25 protein-coding genes and 1 pseudogene are annotated in these 18,233 nt (G+C 48.9%); 6 read left to right on the forward strand and 20 right to left on the reverse strand.

The annotated features are described in order from the left end of the window. Position 1 precedes the first annotated feature (1 nt). Entirely contained in the window at positions 2 to 1,015 is a 1,014-nt protein-coding gene (locus KNO66_RS13375; RefSeq protein ID WP_214742943.1) for an ABC transporter permease, read from the reverse strand. Then, positions 1,008 to 1,736, reverse strand: coding sequence for an ABC transporter ATP-binding protein (locus tag KNO66_RS13380; RefSeq protein WP_214742944.1), 729 nt, complete (start codon positions 1,734 to 1,736; stop codon positions 1,008 to 1,010). Before KNO66_RS13380 ends, KNO66_RS13375 begins: the two co-directional genes overlap by 8 nt. Before the next feature lie 171 nt (positions 1,737 to 1,907). Here KNO66_RS13380 and KNO66_RS13385 point away from each other — a divergent pair, with 171 nt between their 5' ends. Next, positions 1,908 to 2,516 carry a TetR/AcrR family transcriptional regulator gene (locus tag KNO66_RS13385; protein WP_214742945.1) on the forward strand — a complete coding sequence of 203 codons (609 nt, stop codon included), beginning with the start codon at positions 1,908 to 1,910 and terminating at the stop codon, positions 2,514 to 2,516. 31 nt (positions 2,517 to 2,547) lie between these two features. Here the strand turns inward: KNO66_RS13385 and KNO66_RS13390 are convergent, their stop codons facing one another. Then, positions 2,548 to 2,931: a hypothetical protein gene (locus KNO66_RS13390; RefSeq protein WP_214742946.1), complete on the reverse strand. Its 384-nt coding sequence runs from the start codon at positions 2,929 to 2,931 to the stop codon at positions 2,548 to 2,550. A gap of 186 nt (positions 2,932 to 3,117) precedes the next feature. On the opposite strand from KNO66_RS13390, the gene KNO66_RS13395 reads away from it, so the two are divergent. The 3 genes from KNO66_RS13395 (at position 3,118) to KNO66_RS13405 (ending at position 6,192) form a co-directional block, all read left to right on the forward strand. Continuing rightward, complete coding sequence (locus tag KNO66_RS13395) at positions 3,118 to 4,614, forward strand: phytoene desaturase family protein (RefSeq protein WP_214742947.1); 1,497 nt, start codon at positions 3,118 to 3,120, stop codon at positions 4,612 to 4,614. 114 nt (positions 4,615 to 4,728) lie between these two features. Further along, a complete protein-coding gene (locus KNO66_RS13400) occupies positions 4,729 to 5,454 on the forward strand; it encodes a hypothetical protein (RefSeq protein WP_214742948.1) in 726 nt (241 codons plus the stop codon). A 9-nt stretch (positions 5,455 to 5,463) separates the two neighbouring features. Continuing rightward, entirely contained in the window at positions 5,464 to 6,192 is a 729-nt protein-coding gene (locus KNO66_RS13405; RefSeq protein ID WP_214742949.1) for an AAA family ATPase, read from the forward strand. Between the two features lie 91 nt (positions 6,193 to 6,283). Here the strand turns inward: KNO66_RS13405 and KNO66_RS13410 are convergent, their stop codons facing one another. From KNO66_RS13410 to KNO66_RS13480, 15 genes and pseudogenes are all read right to left on the reverse strand, one after another. Then, entirely contained in the window at positions 6,284 to 6,775 is a 492-nt protein-coding gene (locus tag KNO66_RS13410; RefSeq protein WP_214742950.1) for a hypothetical protein, read from the reverse strand. Continuing rightward, positions 6,768 to 7,253 (reverse strand): hypothetical protein, encoded by a 486-nt coding sequence (locus KNO66_RS13415; RefSeq protein ID WP_214742951.1) that lies wholly within the window; start codon positions 7,251 to 7,253, stop codon positions 6,768 to 6,770. Before KNO66_RS13415 ends, KNO66_RS13410 begins: the two co-directional genes overlap by 8 nt. Before the next feature lie 313 nt (positions 7,254 to 7,566). Next, the gene (locus KNO66_RS13420; protein ID WP_214742952.1) at positions 7,567 to 8,040 is read right to left on the reverse strand and encodes a DMT family transporter; all 474 of its coding nucleotides are present in this window, start codon (positions 8,038 to 8,040) and stop codon (positions 7,567 to 7,569) included. Between the two features lie 12 nt (positions 8,041 to 8,052). Further along, on the reverse strand, positions 8,053 to 8,712 hold the full coding sequence (locus KNO66_RS13425) for a Crp/Fnr family transcriptional regulator (RefSeq protein ID WP_214742953.1): 660 nt from the start codon (positions 8,710 to 8,712) through the stop codon (positions 8,053 to 8,055). A 13-nt stretch (positions 8,713 to 8,725) separates the two neighbouring features. After that, a complete protein-coding gene (locus KNO66_RS13430) occupies positions 8,726 to 9,151 on the reverse strand; it encodes a DMT family transporter (protein ID WP_214742954.1) in 426 nt (141 codons plus the stop codon). 12 nt (positions 9,152 to 9,163) lie between these two features. Continuing rightward, positions 9,164 to 10,102, reverse strand: coding sequence for a DMT family transporter (locus tag KNO66_RS13435; RefSeq protein ID WP_251128157.1), 939 nt, complete (start codon positions 10,100 to 10,102; stop codon positions 9,164 to 9,166). Between the two features lie 103 nt (positions 10,103 to 10,205). Beyond that, positions 10,206 to 10,703, reverse strand: coding sequence for a hypothetical protein (locus KNO66_RS13440; protein WP_214742956.1), 498 nt, complete (start codon positions 10,701 to 10,703; stop codon positions 10,206 to 10,208). Next, positions 10,663 to 11,148: a hypothetical protein gene (locus KNO66_RS13445; protein WP_214742957.1), complete on the reverse strand. Its 486-nt coding sequence runs from the start codon at positions 11,146 to 11,148 to the stop codon at positions 10,663 to 10,665. The genes KNO66_RS13440 and KNO66_RS13445 overlap by 41 nt, the downstream gene beginning before the upstream one ends. Next, complete coding sequence (locus tag KNO66_RS13450) at positions 11,145 to 11,648, reverse strand: hypothetical protein (protein ID WP_214742958.1); 504 nt, start codon at positions 11,646 to 11,648, stop codon at positions 11,145 to 11,147. Before KNO66_RS13450 ends, KNO66_RS13445 begins: the two co-directional genes overlap by 4 nt. 9 nt (positions 11,649 to 11,657) lie before the next feature. Next, positions 11,658 to 12,116, reverse strand: coding sequence for a hypothetical protein (locus KNO66_RS13455; protein ID WP_214742959.1), 459 nt, complete (start codon positions 12,114 to 12,116; stop codon positions 11,658 to 11,660). A gap of 13 nt (positions 12,117 to 12,129) precedes the next feature. After that, the gene (locus KNO66_RS13460; RefSeq protein ID WP_214742960.1) at positions 12,130 to 12,579 is read right to left on the reverse strand and encodes a hypothetical protein; all 450 of its coding nucleotides are present in this window, start codon (positions 12,577 to 12,579) and stop codon (positions 12,130 to 12,132) included. A gap of 99 nt (positions 12,580 to 12,678) precedes the next feature. Next, positions 12,679 to 13,140, reverse strand: coding sequence for a heme-binding protein (locus KNO66_RS13465; RefSeq protein WP_214742961.1), 462 nt, complete (start codon positions 13,138 to 13,140; stop codon positions 12,679 to 12,681). Beyond that, positions 13,140 to 14,315: an MFS transporter gene (locus KNO66_RS13470; RefSeq protein ID WP_214742962.1), complete on the reverse strand. Its 1,176-nt coding sequence runs from the start codon at positions 14,313 to 14,315 to the stop codon at positions 13,140 to 13,142. Before KNO66_RS13470 ends, KNO66_RS13465 begins: the two co-directional genes overlap by 1 nt. A 17-nt stretch (positions 14,316 to 14,332) precedes the next feature. Then, a complete protein-coding gene (locus KNO66_RS13475) occupies positions 14,333 to 15,070 on the reverse strand; it encodes an IclR family transcriptional regulator (RefSeq protein ID WP_214742963.1) in 738 nt (245 codons plus the stop codon). Positions 15,071 to 15,181: 111 nt separating this feature from the next. Continuing rightward, positions 15,182 to 16,225 (reverse strand): annotated as a pseudogene (locus tag KNO66_RS13480) (flavin monoamine oxidase family protein); the annotation flags it as partial. A gap of 79 nt (positions 16,226 to 16,304) precedes the next feature. On the opposite strand from KNO66_RS13480, the gene KNO66_RS13485 reads away from it, so the two are divergent. Continuing rightward, on the forward strand, positions 16,305 to 16,589 hold the full coding sequence (locus tag KNO66_RS13485; protein ID WP_214742965.1) for a hypothetical protein: 285 nt from the start codon (positions 16,305 to 16,307) through the stop codon (positions 16,587 to 16,589). On the opposite strand, the gene KNO66_RS13490 is transcribed toward KNO66_RS13485, so the two are convergent. Together KNO66_RS13490 and KNO66_RS13495 are read right to left on the reverse strand one after the other, a co-directional pair. Continuing rightward, positions 16,586 to 17,329 (reverse strand): nucleotidyltransferase domain-containing protein, encoded by a 744-nt coding sequence (locus tag KNO66_RS13490; RefSeq protein ID WP_214742966.1) that lies wholly within the window; start codon positions 17,327 to 17,329, stop codon positions 16,586 to 16,588. The two genes, KNO66_RS13485 and KNO66_RS13490, sit on opposite strands and share 4 nt — an antisense overlap. Next, the gene (locus KNO66_RS13495) at positions 17,326 to 17,862 is read right to left on the reverse strand and encodes a DUF3841 domain-containing protein (RefSeq protein WP_214742967.1); all 537 of its coding nucleotides are present in this window, start codon (positions 17,860 to 17,862) and stop codon (positions 17,326 to 17,328) included. Before KNO66_RS13495 ends, KNO66_RS13490 begins: the two co-directional genes overlap by 4 nt. Positions 17,863 to 17,989: 127 nt before the next feature. On the opposite strand from KNO66_RS13495, the gene KNO66_RS13500 reads away from it, so the two are divergent. Next, complete coding sequence (locus KNO66_RS13500) at positions 17,990 to 18,214, forward strand: hypothetical protein (protein WP_214742968.1); 225 nt, start codon at positions 17,990 to 17,992, stop codon at positions 18,212 to 18,214. Positions 18,215 to 18,233 lie beyond the last annotated feature (19 nt).

Genomic DNA, 18,233 nt, shown 5'->3' on the forward strand with positions numbered 1-18,233 from the left:
CTCAGTGTCCTCTGTATTTCTCGAGCGCCCGCATGTTCAAGAGATACAAGACCCCTGCATAGAGAATCAAACCGAGTAAATACATCCAAATTCCTGAGAAGCCACTTCCGTAAATCATGACTTCCTTGATTGCTGTCGCTCCGTAGTAGATTGGCATGACGTAACTCAAGTTCCCGAGACCGTATGGGATCAAGTCGAGTGGGATGAGTCCCGAGAAGAACACTTGCGGGATGATGGTGAACGGAATCATCTGAACAACCTGTAATTCCGATCGGGCAAACACTGAAATCGTCGCCCCGAAGAGTACCGCCGTACCTGCCATGAGTAGCATCGTCAACATGACCCACGCCATATTCCCAAGAGAAGATAGCCCGAGCACATAAATCGAATAGAGCACGATGAAAATCGATTGGACGACCGCAAACGTTCCGTACCCGAGCGTATATCCTAAAATGACTTGCCCTCGCTTGATCGGAGTCATCAAAAGTCGTTCAAGTGTACCGCCACTACGTTCTTTGACGAGTGCCATCGCCGAGAGAATGAACACGAAGAAGAACGAGAAGAGGGATAGGAAGACAAACCCGAACGAATCGAACGTCGACTGTCCTTCTTCCCCATAGACGAATGACGTATCAATTTCGGCTGCAGGATTGAGTGTCGTCAACGCATCTTGAATCTCGCCAACCGCCTTCGATGACTTCGTCGACGGTTCACGTAACGTGATGGTCGTTCCTTCTTGATTCATTTCAAACACGGCATCGACATGTTCGTTGTCTTCGATATATGCTTTCGGATCATCGAACGTGGCCTGTTCCACCTCGAGCGTCTCGTCTTTAAACGCATCGACGAGCTGTTCTGGGGCGTTATCGTCCAGGACGACAGTCGGCACGTAATCCGAGTCCCCGAGTAGGAAGTAGACGAGGGTCAAAATAAGAAGTGGCGCAATCAAAATCAAGGCGACGCTTCGCTTATCATTTAACGTCTGAAAGATGACACGCTTCGCTAAGTTACGCATGGTCACCCACCTCCTCTTTCCCAGCAATCAAGAACAGTTCTTCGACGCGACCGTTCTCGGTCTGGTCGAGCAAGTCCTGCACATGATCATAGGCAATCAACCGTCCATTGTAGACGAGCGCGGCCCGATCACATTCGAGCACTTCATCCATGACGTGCGTCGAGACGATGATGGTCGTCCCTTCCCTCCGAATCACCTGAAACTGATCCCAAATTTGACGACGTAAAATCGGGTCAATTCCGACTGTCGGTTCATCAAGAAACAACACATCCGGCTTATGCAAGATGGCGATGGCTAGTGACAGACGTTTCTTCATCCCGCCTGAAAAGTTGCGGACGAGCTTATGCCGGTCGTTCGCCAAATCGACCAGATTGAGTACTTCAGTGATGCGGTCCTGGAGCGCCTTTTTCCCTAACTTATAAATCGACCCGAAGAAGGCGAGGTTCGCCTCGGCCGACAAGTCTTCGTACAAGCCATCGTTCTGCGGCATAAATCCGATTTGTTGGAGCATGTCCATGTTTGGCATCTTCGTTTCGCCGATATGGACACTTCCTTTGTCCGGTGCGAGGGCGCCAATCATGAGTCGGATGAGGGTCGTCTTCCCCGATCCAGATGGTCCGAGTAAGCAGCAAATCTCTCCGGATGGGATGGTGAAGTCGATGTTGTCGATGGCGAGTTGGTCACCGAATGACTTCTCGACGTGTTGCAGTTGAATGTTCATTTCTGTCACTCCTTTTCGGCGCCTCATCGTGTATACTCAAGATAATCGACACCGTGTTGGTTTATAAGTTCAGTATAGTCCTCGTTCACGGTGGCAACAATCGTCAATATCGGTCATCGTGTCGGTTTTCCGACAGATGCAATGAATGTGTTGAGGAAAAGGAGAAAAAGCATGGAACAAACTGACTTACGCGTCATCCGAACGAAAAAACTGATCAAAGACGCCTTCTTCGGTCTCATTGAAGAACAGGGATTTGAAGCCGTCACCGTCAAGCAATTGACCGAGCGGGCCGGCATCAATCGGGGCACCTTTTATAGTCACTATGTGGATAAGTTCGAATTGATGGAGAAATGCGTCGACGAAATCTTTGAAGAGGCTGAACAAAAGTTGATTCACCATCTCCCGCACATCTTTGGAGACGAGCGAACTGACAAGTCGTATCATTATCTCGTTCCGTTCATCCGTTTCATCGAAGACAACCAAATCATCATGAAGCCACTCCTCGGACCAAACGGAGATCCGACGTTTCAGGCAAAGCTTCGAAAATTTATGCAGGCCGCCTTGTTTCAGCGCTCCCCGGTAACCTTGTTTGACCCGAACAAGATGATGGTCCCGCCTCCATATCTCGTCGCCTATCTGTCTTCGGCTCACATGGGCGTCATCTACGAGTGGTTGAACAATCCGTCTTCGGAAGAGACAGCGGAAGACATCGCCCGAATTATTTATACGATCACCTATGAAGGACCACTCGTCGCAGGCGGTGTGAAGTCAAACGAATAAAGCCTCCCGCACATATTGCGAGAGGCTATTTTTACGAAACCCGAACGTGCACGTGTAAGTTCCCATTTGCTTCAGTTGTCGTCTGGTAAGCATTTTGCACCGCTTCTAGATCATGCCATGCGATGCGGTATGACTTTCCTCGCATCCCTTCAAATTCGAAGACGAGATGTTGTAAATCCGACATACCTAGGATACGGTCAAACGGTCTACCTGGACCATCCCATTCCAGTTGGTTTGCTGAGTTTTTTAGCACGAGGTCGAGCCCGTGCATCACTTTTTCTTTGATCAACTGACCATCCGCCGCAAGACGCATCCCGTCTTGAATATCATGCATCCGACACGATTCAATATCATCAAACGGGATGCTGATCTCGTCGCCGTTCGCAAAGTGAAGCGTGATTGTTTTTACGATCATCTTAGATTCCTACTTTCGTTCAGTCTCTGTTCCCTTACTATACAAAACTTTTCCCGGTTCAGGGATGACATCTTTGTGGATGTGGCAAATCCGTAAAAGCATGTTCGATTCATTTGGAAACGGGAATAGAAGAGGTAGCACTCATTCTGTTTTTTGAAAATAACACTTCGGAAAGGCGGCGAATATATGCCATCAGTGGATAAGTCGGTCATCGTCATCGGCGGAGGGCTCGGTGGATTGTCAGCGGCCATCTCGCTCGCTCAAAAAGGTTACGACGTCTCACTCTATGAAAAGAACGATCATATCGGAGGGAAAGTGAATCGGCTCGAACAAGACGGATTCGGTTTCGACCTCGGACCCTCGATTTTAACGATGCCCCACATCTTCGACAAACTATTCCGTGGAAGTGGAAAGCGGATGGAGGACTACGTTTCCATCAAACGATTAGAGCTCGAATGGCGCTCGTTCTTCCCAGACGATACCGTCCTCGACCTCTACCATGACCTCGAACAGATGCAACGCGCGAATCCTTCCCTCTCTCGAAAAGACATGCAAGAATATCGTGAACTGTTGAATTACGCAGCCCGCATTTATAAGACGACCGAGAAGGGCTACTTGGCTGAAGGATTTGAATCCCCATTAGAAGCCGTCATGAAGACGGGAATCTTCCCAACGCTCTTTGGGTTCGATTTGACGTCGACGATGTATAGCGCTATCAAGAAGCGCATCAGTAATCCGCATCTTCGAGACATGCTGTCGTATTACGTCAAATATGTTGGGTCCTCTCCATATAACGCACCGGCCGTCCTCAATATGATGATTTACATGCAGTACGCCCAAGGCTGTTGGTACGTCGAAGGCGGTACTCACAAACTTGCGGAAGGGTTGACGAAGCTCGCCGAAGAGATTGGTGTGAAGCTACATACCGGAGAAGGTGTGGTTCGTGTCCATACGGTGAATGAGAAGGTGACCGCCATCGAGCTTGAAGATGGACGTCTTCGCTCCGCCGATTATTTCGTCTCGAATATGGAAGTCATCCCGTTCTATCAGAAGATGGTCGATGCGGACGAGCAGTACGTCGACAAACTCGTCGATCAATATGAACCGGCGAGCTCCGGATTCGTCCTCCATCTCGGGGTGAAAAAAGCCTATCCACAACTGGCACATCATAACTTCTTCTTCTCTGAGAACTTACATGAGCAGATGGACAAAATCTTTGAGAAACACGAACTTCCGGACGACCCGACGATTTACCTCGTCAACGTCAACAAGACCGATCCGACTCAAGCGCCAACGGGACATGAGAACATAAAAATCTTGCCTCACATCCCGTATATCCAAGACAATCCGTTTACGGAAGAAGAATATGCCGCTTTTGAGGAACGTGTGCTCGATAAGTTAGAACGGATGGGGCTCGATGGGTTGCGTGAACATACGGTGACGCGTGACGTATGGACGCCTCACGATATCGAACGGACGTATGGTTCGGACCGAGGTGCCATCTACGGGACAGTCTCGGATAAAAAACGAAACGGTGGCTTCAAGCATAAGAAACAGAGCGAACTTTATCACAACCTCTATTTTGTCGGCGGGACCGTCAACCCGGGCGGTGGCATGCCGATGGTGACGCTCAGCGGTCAGCAAGTGAGCGACAAGATCGCGAAGCGCGACAAAGTGAAATGATACTCTTCAATCCCTCATTCAACATGAGGGATTATTTTTTTGAAACTTTTTCCAATCACCTTCCGTATATTGTGCTACGATACAAACAATCAAACATACAAACGGAGGAACAGGATGCATCAAATCACAAGTTATTTCTTTATGTATGCCAAAGTTGTCGTCACGGATAAAGTTCCATTCTTTTGGACACTCGGAATTCCACTCGTCATCGCTTTGACGACACCATTATCAGGTGTTCATCAAGCGACACCTGCAGAATATTACGGACAAATCGCTTATTTTTGGGTATACATCGTCCTTGCTACATATGTGAACGGTGTCGGCATGGAGCTCGCTCGCATGCGCGAATATGGATTGATGAAGACGTACGTGATGATTTCCGGCAACAAACTGACATATGTCATCGCCGTTATCTTGGCACAGCTCTTGTTCGCTTCCATTAGCTTACTTTTATTCACAACGGTCGTCACGCTCGTTCACGGGTTCTTCTCGTTCACGTTACTCGCGTCAGCTTTACTCATTTTACTCGGAAGTATCCCGTTCGCGGTCGCGAGTGTCGCCATGACGGCACTTCCGATCAAAATAACGAGTCTCACGATATTTGCGAACATCTTGATGTTCCCACTTTTCATATTGGCGACAAAGTCACCCGATTACTGGTTCAGCTTCCTCAATCCGTTCTATGCACTCCATCAATTCGCGCTCGGATTGTTGCATCTGACGACTCACGTCGATCTCTCGTTCGGAGTATGGGCGACAAGCCTCTCCGTACTTGGATATTTCATCATCGGAGTGATTGCGTTGAAACGCTTCAGTCTCGTCTCACTCATGACACGCTAGGAGGTTCTTATGCACGTAAACCAACTCACTTATCGCTATCCGAAAGCGACACGTCCTGTACTCGACGGCGTCTCGTTCACGCTACAAACGAATAAATTGAATGTCTTAATCGGACTGAACGGTGCCGGAAAGACGACACTGTTTGATTGTATGACGGGTACCCTTCCCGTTGACAAAGCATCACTCGATCTCGTTCCGACGACGGACATGTTGTATTTGACACAACTCATGTATAACCATCATGAGTTGACGGGGAAAGACTTCGCCTATTTCATCGGACGTCTGTCGCAACGTCCCGACTTCAAGAAACTCGAATCGTATATGAATAACCTTTCAACTTCTCGCGAACAAGAACTGTTCGAACATCTATGGACGATGAAGCTCGGGAAGATGTCGGTCGGGGAGAAGAAATGGCTCTTCGTGACGCTCTTGTCTTCAATCAAACGTTCTCTCTATTTATTTGATGAGCCGACGAGTGGGGTCGACCCGGCGTCACGCATTCAAATCATGCGCCGCCTCCAGCGACTCGTCGATGAGGGCAAGACATGTCTCATCTCCACACATCAGTTACATGACTTGGTTCAACTTGATGCCCATGTCATCTTCCTGCATGGTGGACGCGTTTTATATGAAGGGGACTTCCAAGACTGGCTCGACGAGTCTGGAACGTCCGACCCGGACGAAGCGTTCGTTCGAATGGTCGACACGCCACTTGATGATGTGGCGGTGACACGATGAATGACTCGTTTTGGGAACGACACCGGTTCACCTTTTATACAATCGGTATGGTCGTCTGCTGCTTTCTTATTTCCATATTCTCATAAAAAAATCAGCTCTGACGTCTGTCAGGGCTGATTTTCTGTTTACGATGTGCTTGTCGTAACTCTCGATTCGTCACGTGCTCCGGGTCCGCTTCACGTAGTTTACGATCCATCGGCACGTACAAGATGAGCAGCGGGATGACACCAATCAATGCGACACCGAGTAGTTCTTGCATCGAATCGAGTACGAACCTCGTGAGGAAGGTGAATATACCAAGTGACCCAAACATGGCGACGATGATAAGAAATTCTCGGCGCACGAGGCGTTGGTATTCCTCTTCTTCGTTGAATGTGCGCAACAGCTTCATCCGCCGCCACGCTTGATAGAGCATCGGCAGTTGGGTCACGATGAAAGAGAAGGCAACCGTCGTCACCGTGACACCTTTTATGACTGAAACGACTAGAAATAAAAGTAGACCGATGATGCCAAATATCGCGCTGACGCCTCGTGCGTCGAGATCCTGTTCCACCATTTTTGGGAGGCGTTCTTGTTTATCCATTCTCCTTCCTCCTTTGTTGCTTCTCCCGATTCATCAATCCTAATAAACTCTCAACTACGTGTTCGTCATCAATCTTTAAAATCTTCCAGTCGACCCATGACTCAAGAATGAGGCAACTCGCAATCAACGTCGCACAGACAAGGCTTAATGTATCAAGCGATATGTATTTCAGTGCATATAACGCCAAAAGCGCTAAAGTTCCAATCAAGAGAGCGAACTGGACCGTCCCTTTCAAATAGATAAAGCGCTGATACGTAGATGAGTCATTGAACTGTAAAAACAACTGGATTTTATGCCACGTCGCCACCAAAAGCGGCATAAGCAACGCCGCACAAAAGATGAACAGGGATAGGTTCATCCTTGAATCATTGAACAATAACCAAAGCGCTGTCACTACACCGATGACAATCACAAGGAGCGGACCCTTTTTAGTCCATGATTTGTCGTACAGATACTCCATTCGTTCTTCCCGTAACACCACACACACCTCCAACAGTAAAAATCATCCAATTCGCCGATATCTATATCTTAACAATCCATAAGCAAACTTTCGAGGTTTTCCCATTAAAAAGGAAAAAGCACCTGACGATTGTCAGATGCTGATCAATTTGAGTCTCGGCGAAGGAATCGAAATAAAAAGACTCCAATCATCGTCAACAACCCTAGATTCAAGATTGCCCATGCCATGTCCATCACTCGTTGCATATGATTACCCCTTCCATTCTGTTCTTCTAACGTATACGTGTCTTTCTAAAAAAGGATTCGTTCAAAACGTGGAACTTTTTTAACGTTTAACTCGCACGATTCATCGACGCGCGAGTTGGTTTACCCTTTCCGCTCAACTGAAACACGAGCACTCCACCGACAATCAAGACAATCCCGACGACTGTCTTCCATGTGAACGGGACGGCAGTCAAGCCGAACCATCCTAACGTATCCCAAAGGAGCGCGAACAAGATTTGAGACACCATGACAATCGAAATGGCATAACTCGGTCCGAGCCGCTCGACACCTTGCGTCACACTCATGACGACCCCAACGCCGAGGATTCCGCTGAACCAGTACCATCTCTCCATCTCTTCTACTCGGAACAAGGCACTTCCTTCTTGGAATAGACCAATCAGGAGCGATGCTAAAAATCCAAGTCCAAGGACGAGTGTCGTCGTCGCCCATGCCCCGACACGCTTCTTGACGTTGGCGTTAAACGTATTTTGCACACAGACGAGCATTCCGCCGATGACAGCAAGCATCATCCCAATCGCCATGATCCTCCCCTCCTATTCATAAATGCTCTCCCCGACAATCTCCAACAAGCCTTCCCGATCGACGAGCGTGATCACCCGCCGATTTCGTTCAATCAATCCTGCCTCGACGAAACGACGAAGCGTCCGGTTCACATGGCGATAACTCGTCCCAATCAAATCAGCGATATCCGTCAATTGGTCGACGGTCGAGCCGAGTGTTTGGTCATTCGGTGTCATCGATAACAGATAACTCGCCAGTCGCACTTCAACGGGATAGAACAGATTGAAGCTGAGCGATTGTGATTTCCGTTCAAATTTTCGCGTGATTTCTTCTAATAAATAGTGTAACCACGCAACATTTTGATGCGCATGACGAACCAAGTCCTCGAACCGAATGACGAGCATTTCGACTTCCGTGACGGCCTCGACCGTATTCAAAAACGGGGTCCGTTGAATATATTCGATATCCCCGATCAAGTCGAGCGGATATTTGAAGGAAAGGACGAGGCGCTTGCCGGTAGCAGAAGTATGGGAGACGCGAATCTTCCCTTTTACTAAGAAACGGAGATGCTCCGCTTCATCGCCTTGCGTACAGATGACGTCTCCCGGCTCGTATCGGACGAGCTGCAACTCGTTTTGCGCTTCTTCTGGTAAGACAGCTAATTCAAATTGCTTCACATACGCGTCAACCATGTACGCTCTCCCCCTACCATTTTAATATGATGACGCCCGCAATCATCATGAACACCCCAATCAACTGCATCCCGTTCAAGTTCCGACGCACCATTCCGAACCAGCCTCGCCAATCGATAACGAGCGCGAGCGCCAGTTGCGCAATGAGAAACAATGAGATTGTCATCGTGACCCCGAGTTTATGGACGGCCGTCATATTACTAAATAAGATAATCGCCGCAAATGCTCCGCCCGATAAATAGAGCGGCTTCACGTGACGCATCTCGATATACGTGCGGTCGCGTAACGCCAACATGACGAGAAGTGCGACGATGAATCCTGTGAACTGTGTCAACGTCGCCGCTTGCCACGTTCCAATCTGTGAACTGATTCGCGCATTCGCCACACTTTGTAATGTCAGAAAAAAGCCTCCGCTGATTGCAAACAACACCCCTCGCATCGTTCTCCCCCCTTAAGATAGACGAATCAATACAATCCCAATGACCATGACAACCAAACTCACAAGTTGAACACCAGTGACCGGATTCTTCTTCGCTCCGAACCAACCGAAACGGTCAATCAGTAAACTTCCGCATAACAGTCCGACAATGACGATGATGACAGCGATCCCTGTCCCGACAATCGGTACGATGAGGACGTTTCCTCCGATGAAGAGCGCCCCAATGATCCCACCGAGCCAAATCCACCACGGTTGACCTTTCAATTGACCGAGCGGAACGGGTTGGCGTGAGACGAGTAAAATAAGCAAGAGCGCCAACGTTCCGACAATGAAAGAGACCAATGCCCCTTTCAGAGCCGATTCGAGCACTGTTCCCAAATAGCCGTTAATGGCCGTTTGAGTGGCACTCATCATCCCAGTGAAAATCCCGAATAGTCGCCAAAGGTTCAGATTCCCCGTGTCCGTTTCCATGGAGACGACCAGCTTGCCTCTTCGGCGGTTGAGCCAGTCGGATAAAGCGACCGTTCCGATGACTCCTAACAAGACGAGCACGACCCCGAACAAACGAAGCGCCGTAATTGAATGTTCGACAGAATGGAACCAACCAAAATGGTCAATCAACAACCCCATCAAAATCTGACCAAAAATCGGCATGATGACCGTCTGGACACTCCCGAGTCTAGGGAACAGCAAGATATTTCCCGTTAAGAACAAGACCCCTAACAGTCCGCCAATCCACATCCAATCCGGACCTTCCTGAATCACCGAGCCATCAAATCCGAATGACTGTCCGGTCAATAAGAGTAATAGGGACAAAAAGATCGTCCCGACCGAAAACGATAAAAAGGATGCGACGAAAGGCGAGCCGACCATCTGACGCAAACGTGAGTTGACACTCGTCTGCATCGGCAGCAAAATCCCAATCGTCAATCCAATCACAATAGCTAACATGAATGTCTTCCTCGATTCTTCTAGTTCTGTGTACATTGTCAGCTTACGCCTCCGTGCCGAAGAAGAAAAGGACCGATGTCCTCAAACAAAAAACGAACCCTTCTCAGGTGTTCGTTTTGGACTCATGGAAGCGTTGATTGCGTGCTTCACGCAATTCTTTCCCTCGTACATGATGCGCATCGAGCGTGTGTAGGTTTCGATTAATGACATACGGTGCCAGAATCGATAAAACACCGATCCCGAACAACCCGACAATCACGATGACGGACGACAACGAGTCGGCATAATAGGCAGCCAACAAGCAGATGGTTACGACGAAGCAGAGCCACTGGACCCCGAAGTCTGTATACACCAGACGCTGATAACGCGCATCCTCGTTAAAGGTAAGAAGCAATTTTGTCTTCCGCCACTCGAAACAGAGATACGGGAAAAAACTGATGAAGACGAGGAGTGGGGCGTAGAGTTTGGACTGCGTGGCAATCACGAGCGTCATCACGACCGTCGCGATGGCGACACCCCACCCCCAACGCCAATGACTGTCATCCTGCTCCAGCAACTGTTCAATTCGCTTTTCTTTCGTCAGCATATGTACTCCTTTCATACGAACGGTATTGCTTTGTCACCTCATCTCGTGTCGGTTGCTCCGGGTCGACTTGTCGTAATTGTTGGACGGTCTGATAGTGCGTCCATGCTAACACGATGATGCCTAGGCCGATGATGATCCATGCGACGGGTGTAATCTGCAGACGACTGAAGAGAACTGCTGCTGTGACCGCTCCAATCCAGTAAGAATAGAGGCGATATAAGCGCTTTGTCAGCAAGACCCCTCGACCCACCGTGAAAATCTGTAAGACACGTCCTTCCTTGAGTGTCAGTCCTATGAGCAGGACAGTTGTAAGGACCGAACCGATTCCCCATATCCACCATGCGTCAAAACCGAGCACAAAACTGTTACAAAAAATAAAAATTCCCGTGAGCCAAAGATGGAAAGTTTGTCGCGACTGCCGATATCCTCCGATCACTTCAATCCGTTCTTTCTTTGTCATGACTGCTTACGACCTTTCCTTGAAATATCATCTAACGTAAGTTTCAAACGTTCTCGGTTTGCCCGGGTCCACTCGCCCGATGTGACGTGGTGCTCATCAAGCGCGGACTGTTTCCGGTCAATCCAACGTGGAATCAATATGAGACACGGTCCGCCTATCAGGAGCGTCCAACTCATCCACGGTAAGAGATCGATTCCGTTGAAATGCAACCCAATCAAAATCATGAACCAGATCAAACTGACCAACGTGACAGAAAAACCGATACGTAACAGACGATGATAACGTGTAGATGGGTTGAAGGACTGCTGTAATATCATCTTCCTCCATTCAAGCCATGTCGTATAAAGAAGTGCGACACCTGGTACAAGAATGCTATACGGACTCCATGTCGAAAGAAAATAGATGGATACGCCTAGCATGACTATGCTCACGATGATGTTGAGACGAGTATATCGTTTCTCGAACTGTGCGATCTGTTGAAATCGTTCGGCTTTGTCCACGGTATCACCTCAATCTTTTACGAAGTCGAGTCTGATTTCACGACGCATCGGCTGTTCCACGTCGTACTGTGGAATCTGTCGGTCGAGCATTCTCTGTGCGACTTGCAACAAGATGACTCCGCTTAAAAAGACGATGAGGAGCGACCATATCGGCCAATCAATCAGGACGATTAACGGGAAGAGAATCGCCAACAAGACGAGGAGTCCCATTTCCGATACATATTGCCAATCGATGATGCGCTTGGCTTGTTCCACACTGGTCAACTTTCTGACGAAGCGACGTTCTCGTCCGATGACGTAAAGCATAATCGTGAGTGTGAACGCTAACGGGATGGTGTACATCGGTTCTCCGTTAGACTGAAGGGTGAGAACGACAAGTCCTCCTATTAGTATTGCAAGAATCGAGCGCAACAAAAGCCAACGCTGCTGATAACGATAAATCGTATTGATCCGTTCTTGTTTGTTCATTTCATTCATCCTTTCAGAATCGTCGAATCTCACGACGTGTCGGTTGTTCCGGGTCGAGCCAGCGGATTTGTTGATCGAGTTTTTCTTGAGCCCATAAGATATAAAGCAATGCCCCTCCGATAAGAACCACAGGAATCCAAGACCATTCCATGATTCGAATGGCTAGCGGATTGACGAGTGCGAGCAATGTGATGAAGAGGAAGTCCAGATGATACTGCAGTGTCACGACACGTTTCACCTGTTCTTGCTCCGACAATTGACTGATCGCCTCTGCTTCATTCGAAAAGAAGTAACGAGTCGCAAGCAACACCCCGCCAATGATGGCGAACCCAATCCAGATGTTCCCGTCCGTTCGCATGAGGAAGTAAACTGCGAGACCTGCCGGAAGCGCTAAGAACAGTCGTTGCAAAAGTCGCTTTCGATTTGATTGTTGAATGGTATGTAGTCGTTCCTCTTTATTCATCTTAATTCACCTCTTATTCCACTATACGGGATGAGCATGAGAAAAGTTCCGTTATTTTACAAATTAAAAAGGAAGAGCCTGATTGCTCTCCCTTCTCACTCATCCTTGTTTGGCTTGATAACGCTCCATGCCTCTAACCGCATACTCATGATCGAGCTCCGGTGTTAAGCCTGCGACCGTCACCGTACCAATCATCCCGACACCGTTCACGCGGATCGGAAGCGTCCCTCCGATGGCCTGATAGTCGTTCGCTGGCAACAGTGAATTTGTATCGTGCGAAAGACCCGACTCCTCAAAACGCTTCGCGATGAAGTGCGAGCTACGTTGATAGTGGTCCGTCACCCGCTTCTTCCGGAACAACCACATGTAATTCTCTTCTGTCGTTCCTTCCATCAAATGCGTGAAGACCGGGATACGGTTCTTTTCAATATGAACGGCGACGTTCACCCCGTCCTCTTTCGCCAAGTCGATGATCGTCTGACCGAGTTGGAGGGCCTCTTCGTGACCGAACGTCGAAAGTGTCAATTGTTCCTCTTGTGCTTGAAGTTGTGTTGTATTCATCATAATCTCTCCTTTTGTTTGTTGTAACTGACCATCGCAAGAAGTGACGCGAGTAACGCCATCCCTGCTCCGACAAAGGCCGTGTTCAATACGTCTGAGACGGCGAGGACGACACTACCGAGCGTCGAACCGAGGGCGATCCCAATATTGAATGCCGAAATGTTTAACGCGGATGCCATTCCTTTCGCCGACGGGACATATCGTTCCGCGAGCTGAACGATGTGTGTCTGTACGCCGGCCGACATCATGAACGCCACCAGTCCGAGAAGTGAAATGGCGACGAGCGCCAAGAATTTCTCCGGTAACAGGACGTATTGAAGCGCTAAAATGACCGCTTGAGCAAGAAAGACGAAACGTAAGCCTTTGAGCGGCTCCTTGTCTGCGATTCGTCCGCCGATGATATTCCCGATAGCGACAAACACGCCGTATAGTAACAGAATCCACGTGATGCTCGAGCTCGCATACCCACTGACACCCGATAAGATCGGTGCCATATACGTGAACAGGACGAACGTCGCCCCGAACCCGAGGATTGTCATTGTGAGTGCTCCTAATATATGAGGATTCTTCACGAGCGCTCCGATATCACGAAGGGTTGTCTTTTCTTCAATCTGCTGGTTGTCTTGCTGCACGGATGTGAGAATCGCAAGCAAACCCATCACACCGAGCACGGCGACGACACCGAACGTGGTGCGCCAACCGAACGACTGACCGACCCATGTCCCGAGCGGTACGCCTAAAATCGTTGCGACCGTGAGACCTGTGAACATGATGGAGACGGCAGTTCCTTGCTTCGTGGGTGGAACGATTCGTGTCGCCACAATCGTCGCCATGGCGAAGAATAATCCGTGCGCAACGGCAGTCACGACACGGGACACCATCAACCATTCATAGGTTGGTGCGATGACCCCGAGGGCATTCCCGATCGTGAACACGACCATCAACCAAACGAGCAAGCGTTTTTTGTTCATCCCGCTGAAGACGACCGCTAAAATCGGTGTCCCGATGGCCAACGCGAGGGCGTAACCGGAGACGAGACTCCCAGCCGTCGTCAACGAGATGGCTAAATCATCCGCGACTGTCTCGAGCAGACCGACGATCACAAACTCGGTCGTCCCGATGGCGAAGGCACTGATGGCCAACGCGAATAAGGCGCGGTACATCTGTTTCGTCATAATGAATTCCTCCTGAATTATTGAATGAAGGAGGTGATGGCTTGACTATACTGCTGAAGGACTTTACTGAGCTGACGGTCCCGCTTTTTCGTCAATCGTGAACTTGGACCCGAGATGGCGAGCGCGGCGATGACATGACCGTCACGCATAATCGGGACAGCGATACAACGCAGTCCGATTTCGGCTTCTTCGTCATCCACTGCGTACCCTTGTTCATGAATGGCACGAAGATGATAGGTCAACAACTGACGATCGACGAACGTGTGCGCCGTCTTTTGAACGAGTTCGAGTTCCGTCATGACACGCTGTAACGACGACTCGTCCAAGAAAGCGAGAATCGCTTTTCCGAGCGCGCTTTGATGCGCCGGCGAACGTTCTCCAACTTCCGTGTGACTTCGAATCGAGTGTGTTCCGTCCACGACTTGTGTGTTGACGACGTTTGTGCCATGCAAGATGGCGACATATACCGTTTCGCCAGTTTCTTCACTCAACTGTTGGAGCGGTGGCACGGTATACCAGTTCGTCACCGTATCAATCGGTGCTTCGACCGATTCGAGCTTGTCACCGAGGCGATAGCCGTCTTCCGTCTTCTCCACATAGTTCAGTTGTTCGAGCGTATACAGGAGACGGAACGTCGTCGTCTTGTTGTAACCGGACGCTCGCATCAGCTCGGTCAGTGTCATCGATTCATTCACCCGAATCAAATCAATCAAATGTAGTCCTTTTTGCAGTGTGGTCACCATGTATGCTTCCATGTTGAATCACCTCATGTCGCTTATCATAAGCAGAATGTATTGTTACTTCAAAGATACCCAAAAAAGTTTCGATATATGAAACAAGCCTGTCACACTGAGTGACAGACTCGATTAATCTTCTATGTTGAATTGTGTTACAATCCGCTCTGCCGAACGTAACGCCCCTTCAATATGTCCCCCAAACTGCGCATCCGTCTCCGAACCAATCAAATGGAGACGGTCTCCGAGCTCGATTGGACCGTAAGCCGGGAATGCTGTGAGCGGCATGAGGTCGTCAGATGTCGCTGTCTCTGATTCTGCCGACCAGTCCATGTAGTGAAATCGCAAGAAGTCATTCGCTCTCGGACCATATAACTTCTCTAGTTGTTCGATAACGCGCGTCTTCACTTGTCCTTCTCCCAACACTTCCCGTTCTCCCGGTGACAGACGGAAGAATCCAAACAGGGCACCTGATCCGTCCACCGGAGAAGCGTCATGAATCTCTTGGAGCGGACCGACCCAACTCATCCCAAAGCCAGACAGACCCTCTTCTCGCCAGAACGGTGTCTCGTATACGATGAGTGCCTTCGCCTGAGATGCCATCCACGTCGGAGTCGTTTTGAGCGCATTCCGTGTCGATTCTGATAATTCAGGTTCGATTGTCAACTTGGCGACAAGGCGTGGAGGAAGTGCGAGAATCACTTCATCCGTGTGATGCACCGCCCCATTTTGGAACGTCAATTGGACTCGGTCTGCCTGTCGGTCGATGGATGTGAGGCGATGCCCAATCCGAACGATGTCCTCGGGTAACTTTGCGTATAATGCTTCCACTAAACTCGTCATCCCGCCGACTACACGTTTCGATCGGACGATGCTTTCCTCCGGCAACACGTGTCGTTCCGGGGCAGTCGTCGTCTGGCGTTCGAGCACCATTTGTCCTGTCGTATGTTGAAGGAATGACTCGAGTCCAAGTCTGTCTACAAGTTTAGAGATGGTCTTCTCCGTATCCGGCCAATACCATGTCGGTCCGAGGTCATAACCATCCTTCGTGAAGATACGTCCTCCGACTCGGTCACGTGCTTCAAAGACTGTGACGTCATATCCTTTTTGTTGAAGTTGGAGTGCTGCATAAAGCCCGCTGACACCAGCTCCGATAATGGCGATTGATTTCATTGTAAATTCTCCTTTGTCGTCCGTCTCTCCTCGATTATACTGAGTTAGATGATTGGATCTGTTCTAGAAAGGACGACATCAATTGAAAAATATGTTCTATTATCTCTTCTTCCCTTATATCGTATTGATGCGCATCCTGTACCGATTTATTCGGACAGAAAATGGGATGACTTGGGCGATGTGTCTCGTTTCACACTCTATATGGTTTCTATTTTTATTCGATTTCATTCAATGGCCGATTTTAGTCGAGTCTGTGATCGTTCTTTACGTAACGAGCGCTCTATACACGCCCCAACTCTACTTTGAGACGGACGTACAGCGAAGACGACCAAACGGGTATATCCCAATCGAAGAACGACATCGTTAAGTCCAATCTATTCCATTCAAATAGTCCAGAAGCTGTTGATTCGTAATGTCATCTTGTCTCAACAGCGTTTCCCCCTGCTTTACTCGCCGATCTTCCAGGAAATAAAGTTTTAGAATCGCCAAGCATTCTTCTACGGTCGTCGCAAAACTTTGGTCCTTCACATTGATCGTCAAATACCAACCTCGGATGACGCGCTTCACGATGGAGCGCTTCTCCAGATGTGACATCTGTCCCCAAAACAATTTCGACTCGGCTATTTCAATCAAAGAAATCAAGTCCTGGTTCAACGCCTCACTTACACGAGCATCCGGCTTCATGCGTGGGAATCGAGTCGAGACATCTTCCCCGTCCACACACGTACAGAGATGTCGTAACCAAAAGCCCCATTCAAAACGGTTCGCCGGATTCAGTGCCACATCCAGACGCCCGATGTCATAATCGATTTTGATGACTTCCGGATGCTCCATTAGCAATCGCTCCGTCTGCTCCACCAATTCCGTCGCATCGACATCCTCATGCACGAGCACCGTCAAATCGAGATCTGATTGTCCAGCAACGGCCGTCCCGCGCCCGATGCTTCCATAAAGGTATATGCTGTGTAGCTGTTCATCGAATGCTTCTTTCACCAACTCGATTGCTTTAAAAAGAACGGTTTCAAAGTCAGGCTGTATATGACGGATGGACGTCTGGTTGATGACATAACCCGCATCGTCCGTACCAAGTCGGGTCGGCTTGTTCATGACACACCTTTTTCGACGAACGATTGGACATCAAGCACTTGGTGAAGATGAATCTGGTCGACGATATAGTAATATTTCGTATTCGTTTCAGGATATTCCTCAACGATTGCTTCGCACCATTCACGGTCGAACATCTTCTCCCACGATGTACGAAGCTCTTCCTCGCTCTCTGCTTCACGGTCTTCAAAAGAAAGGAACCATCGATTTAAGGCGAACACCCAATACCCTGCTTCCAGTTCTAACACGGCCTCATCAGGTAGCTCGACGGTCAATACGACACCCGGCTCCCCAACCTCTAAAAACCCACCACGCGCGACATTTGGTGGGGTATCACTAAGCCAAACGGGATCATTCCCATTCAGTAATCGTTTCGTGCGCTTCTCATATTGGTCAGCCAGCCAATCGTAGGCAGATCGATGATTGGCATCTTCCTCATCTTTAAGCATACCGTAGTTCGGGTCACCGAATAAAAAGCCACTCTTCTTAGTGGCTTCCCACGCACCTGCATGTTGATATGTATAATAAATTGCCATTCAATCGACTCCTTTCAAGTCTCTGTATTCAGTGTAACGAGAATATAGGATACAATGCCAGTGACAGTCTTTTAATCTGGATGTATTTGGAAGTATAATGAAGACGTAGAAAGGGAGGCATGTCTATATGAACGTCATCATGGTTTCATTATTCGGACTCATCTTCACGATTTTGCCAATCGCCGTACTAATCATCGGTATGTTGTGGATTCGTAATGTCGTCGTACGCTCTGAGAAACGGGCTGACGAGCAACTCTTTATGGAACGTGAACGCTCGAAACAGATACAAGTATTGATCGAACGTCTCGACCACATCGAACAACAATTAGATTCGAACGCAAAACGCAGCTGACTTAAGTTAGCTGCGTTTC

Origin of the sequence: Exiguobacterium sp. s48 (genome assembly GCF_018617395.1) — a bacterium.
In the GTDB taxonomy this organism is placed as follows: domain Bacteria; phylum Bacillota; class Bacilli; order Exiguobacteriales; family Exiguobacteriaceae; genus Exiguobacterium.

Excerpts from the sequence above, each read along its gene's own strand:
- KNO66_RS13465 (WP_214742961.1), bottom strand. The coding sequence starts at position 13,140 with ATGAATACAACACAACTTCAAGCACAAGAGGAACAATTGACACTTTCG.
- KNO66_RS13405 (WP_214742949.1), top strand. The coding sequence starts at position 5,464 with ATGCACGTAAACCAACTCACTTATCGCTATCCGAAAGCGACACGTCCT.
- KNO66_RS13425 (WP_214742953.1), bottom strand. The coding sequence starts at position 8,712 with ATGGTTGACGCGTATGTGAAGCAATTTGAATTAGCTGTCTTACCAGAA.
- KNO66_RS13435 (WP_251128157.1), bottom strand. The coding sequence starts at position 10,102 with ATGTTAGCTATTGTGATTGGATTGACGATTGGGATTTTGCTGCCGATG.
- KNO66_RS13380 (WP_214742944.1), bottom strand. The coding sequence starts at position 1,736 with ATGAACATTCAACTGCAACACGTCGAGAAGTCATTCGGTGACCAACTC.
- KNO66_RS13470 (WP_214742962.1), bottom strand. The coding sequence starts at position 14,315 with ATGACGAAACAGATGTACCGCGCCTTATTCGCGTTGGCCATCAGTGCC.
- KNO66_RS13420 (WP_214742952.1), bottom strand. The coding sequence starts at position 8,040 with ATGGCGATTGGGATGATGCTTGCTGTCATCGGCGGAATGCTCGTCTGT.
- KNO66_RS13430 (WP_214742954.1), bottom strand. The coding sequence starts at position 9,151 with ATGCGAGGGGTGTTGTTTGCAATCAGCGGAGGCTTTTTTCTGACATTA.
- KNO66_RS13375 (WP_214742943.1), bottom strand. The coding sequence starts at position 1,015 with ATGCGTAACTTAGCGAAGCGTGTCATCTTTCAGACGTTAAATGATAAG.
- KNO66_RS13445 (WP_214742957.1), bottom strand. The coding sequence starts at position 11,148 with ATGACAAAGAAAGAACGGATTGAAGTGATCGGAGGATATCGGCAGTCG.
- KNO66_RS13410 (WP_214742950.1), bottom strand. The coding sequence starts at position 6,775 with ATGGATAAACAAGAACGCCTCCCAAAAATGGTGGAACAGGATCTCGAC.
- KNO66_RS13390 (WP_214742946.1), bottom strand. The coding sequence starts at position 2,931 with ATGATCGTAAAAACAATCACGCTTCACTTTGCGAACGGCGACGAGATC.
- KNO66_RS13490 (WP_214742966.1), bottom strand. The coding sequence starts at position 17,329 with ATGAACAAGCCGACCCGACTTGGTACGGACGATGCGGGTTATGTCATC.
- KNO66_RS13460 (WP_214742960.1), bottom strand. The coding sequence starts at position 12,579 with ATGAATAAAGAGGAACGACTACATACCATTCAACAATCAAATCGAAAG.
- KNO66_RS13495 (WP_214742967.1), bottom strand. The coding sequence starts at position 17,862 with ATGGCAATTTATTATACATATCAACATGCAGGTGCGTGGGAAGCCACT.
- KNO66_RS13385 (WP_214742945.1), top strand. The coding sequence starts at position 1,908 with ATGGAACAAACTGACTTACGCGTCATCCGAACGAAAAAACTGATCAAA.
- KNO66_RS13440 (WP_214742956.1), bottom strand. The coding sequence starts at position 10,703 with ATGAAAGGAGTACATATGCTGACGAAAGAAAAGCGAATTGAACAGTTG.
- KNO66_RS13400 (WP_214742948.1), top strand. The coding sequence starts at position 4,729 with ATGCATCAAATCACAAGTTATTTCTTTATGTATGCCAAAGTTGTCGTC.
- KNO66_RS13455 (WP_214742959.1), bottom strand. The coding sequence starts at position 12,116 with ATGAACAAACAAGAACGGATCAATACGATTTATCGTTATCAGCAGCGT.
- KNO66_RS13500 (WP_214742968.1), top strand. The coding sequence starts at position 17,990 with ATGAACGTCATCATGGTTTCATTATTCGGACTCATCTTCACGATTTTG.
- KNO66_RS13395 (WP_214742947.1), top strand. The coding sequence starts at position 3,118 with ATGCCATCAGTGGATAAGTCGGTCATCGTCATCGGCGGAGGGCTCGGT.
- KNO66_RS13475 (WP_214742963.1), bottom strand. The coding sequence starts at position 15,070 with ATGGAAGCATACATGGTGACCACACTGCAAAAAGGACTACATTTGATT.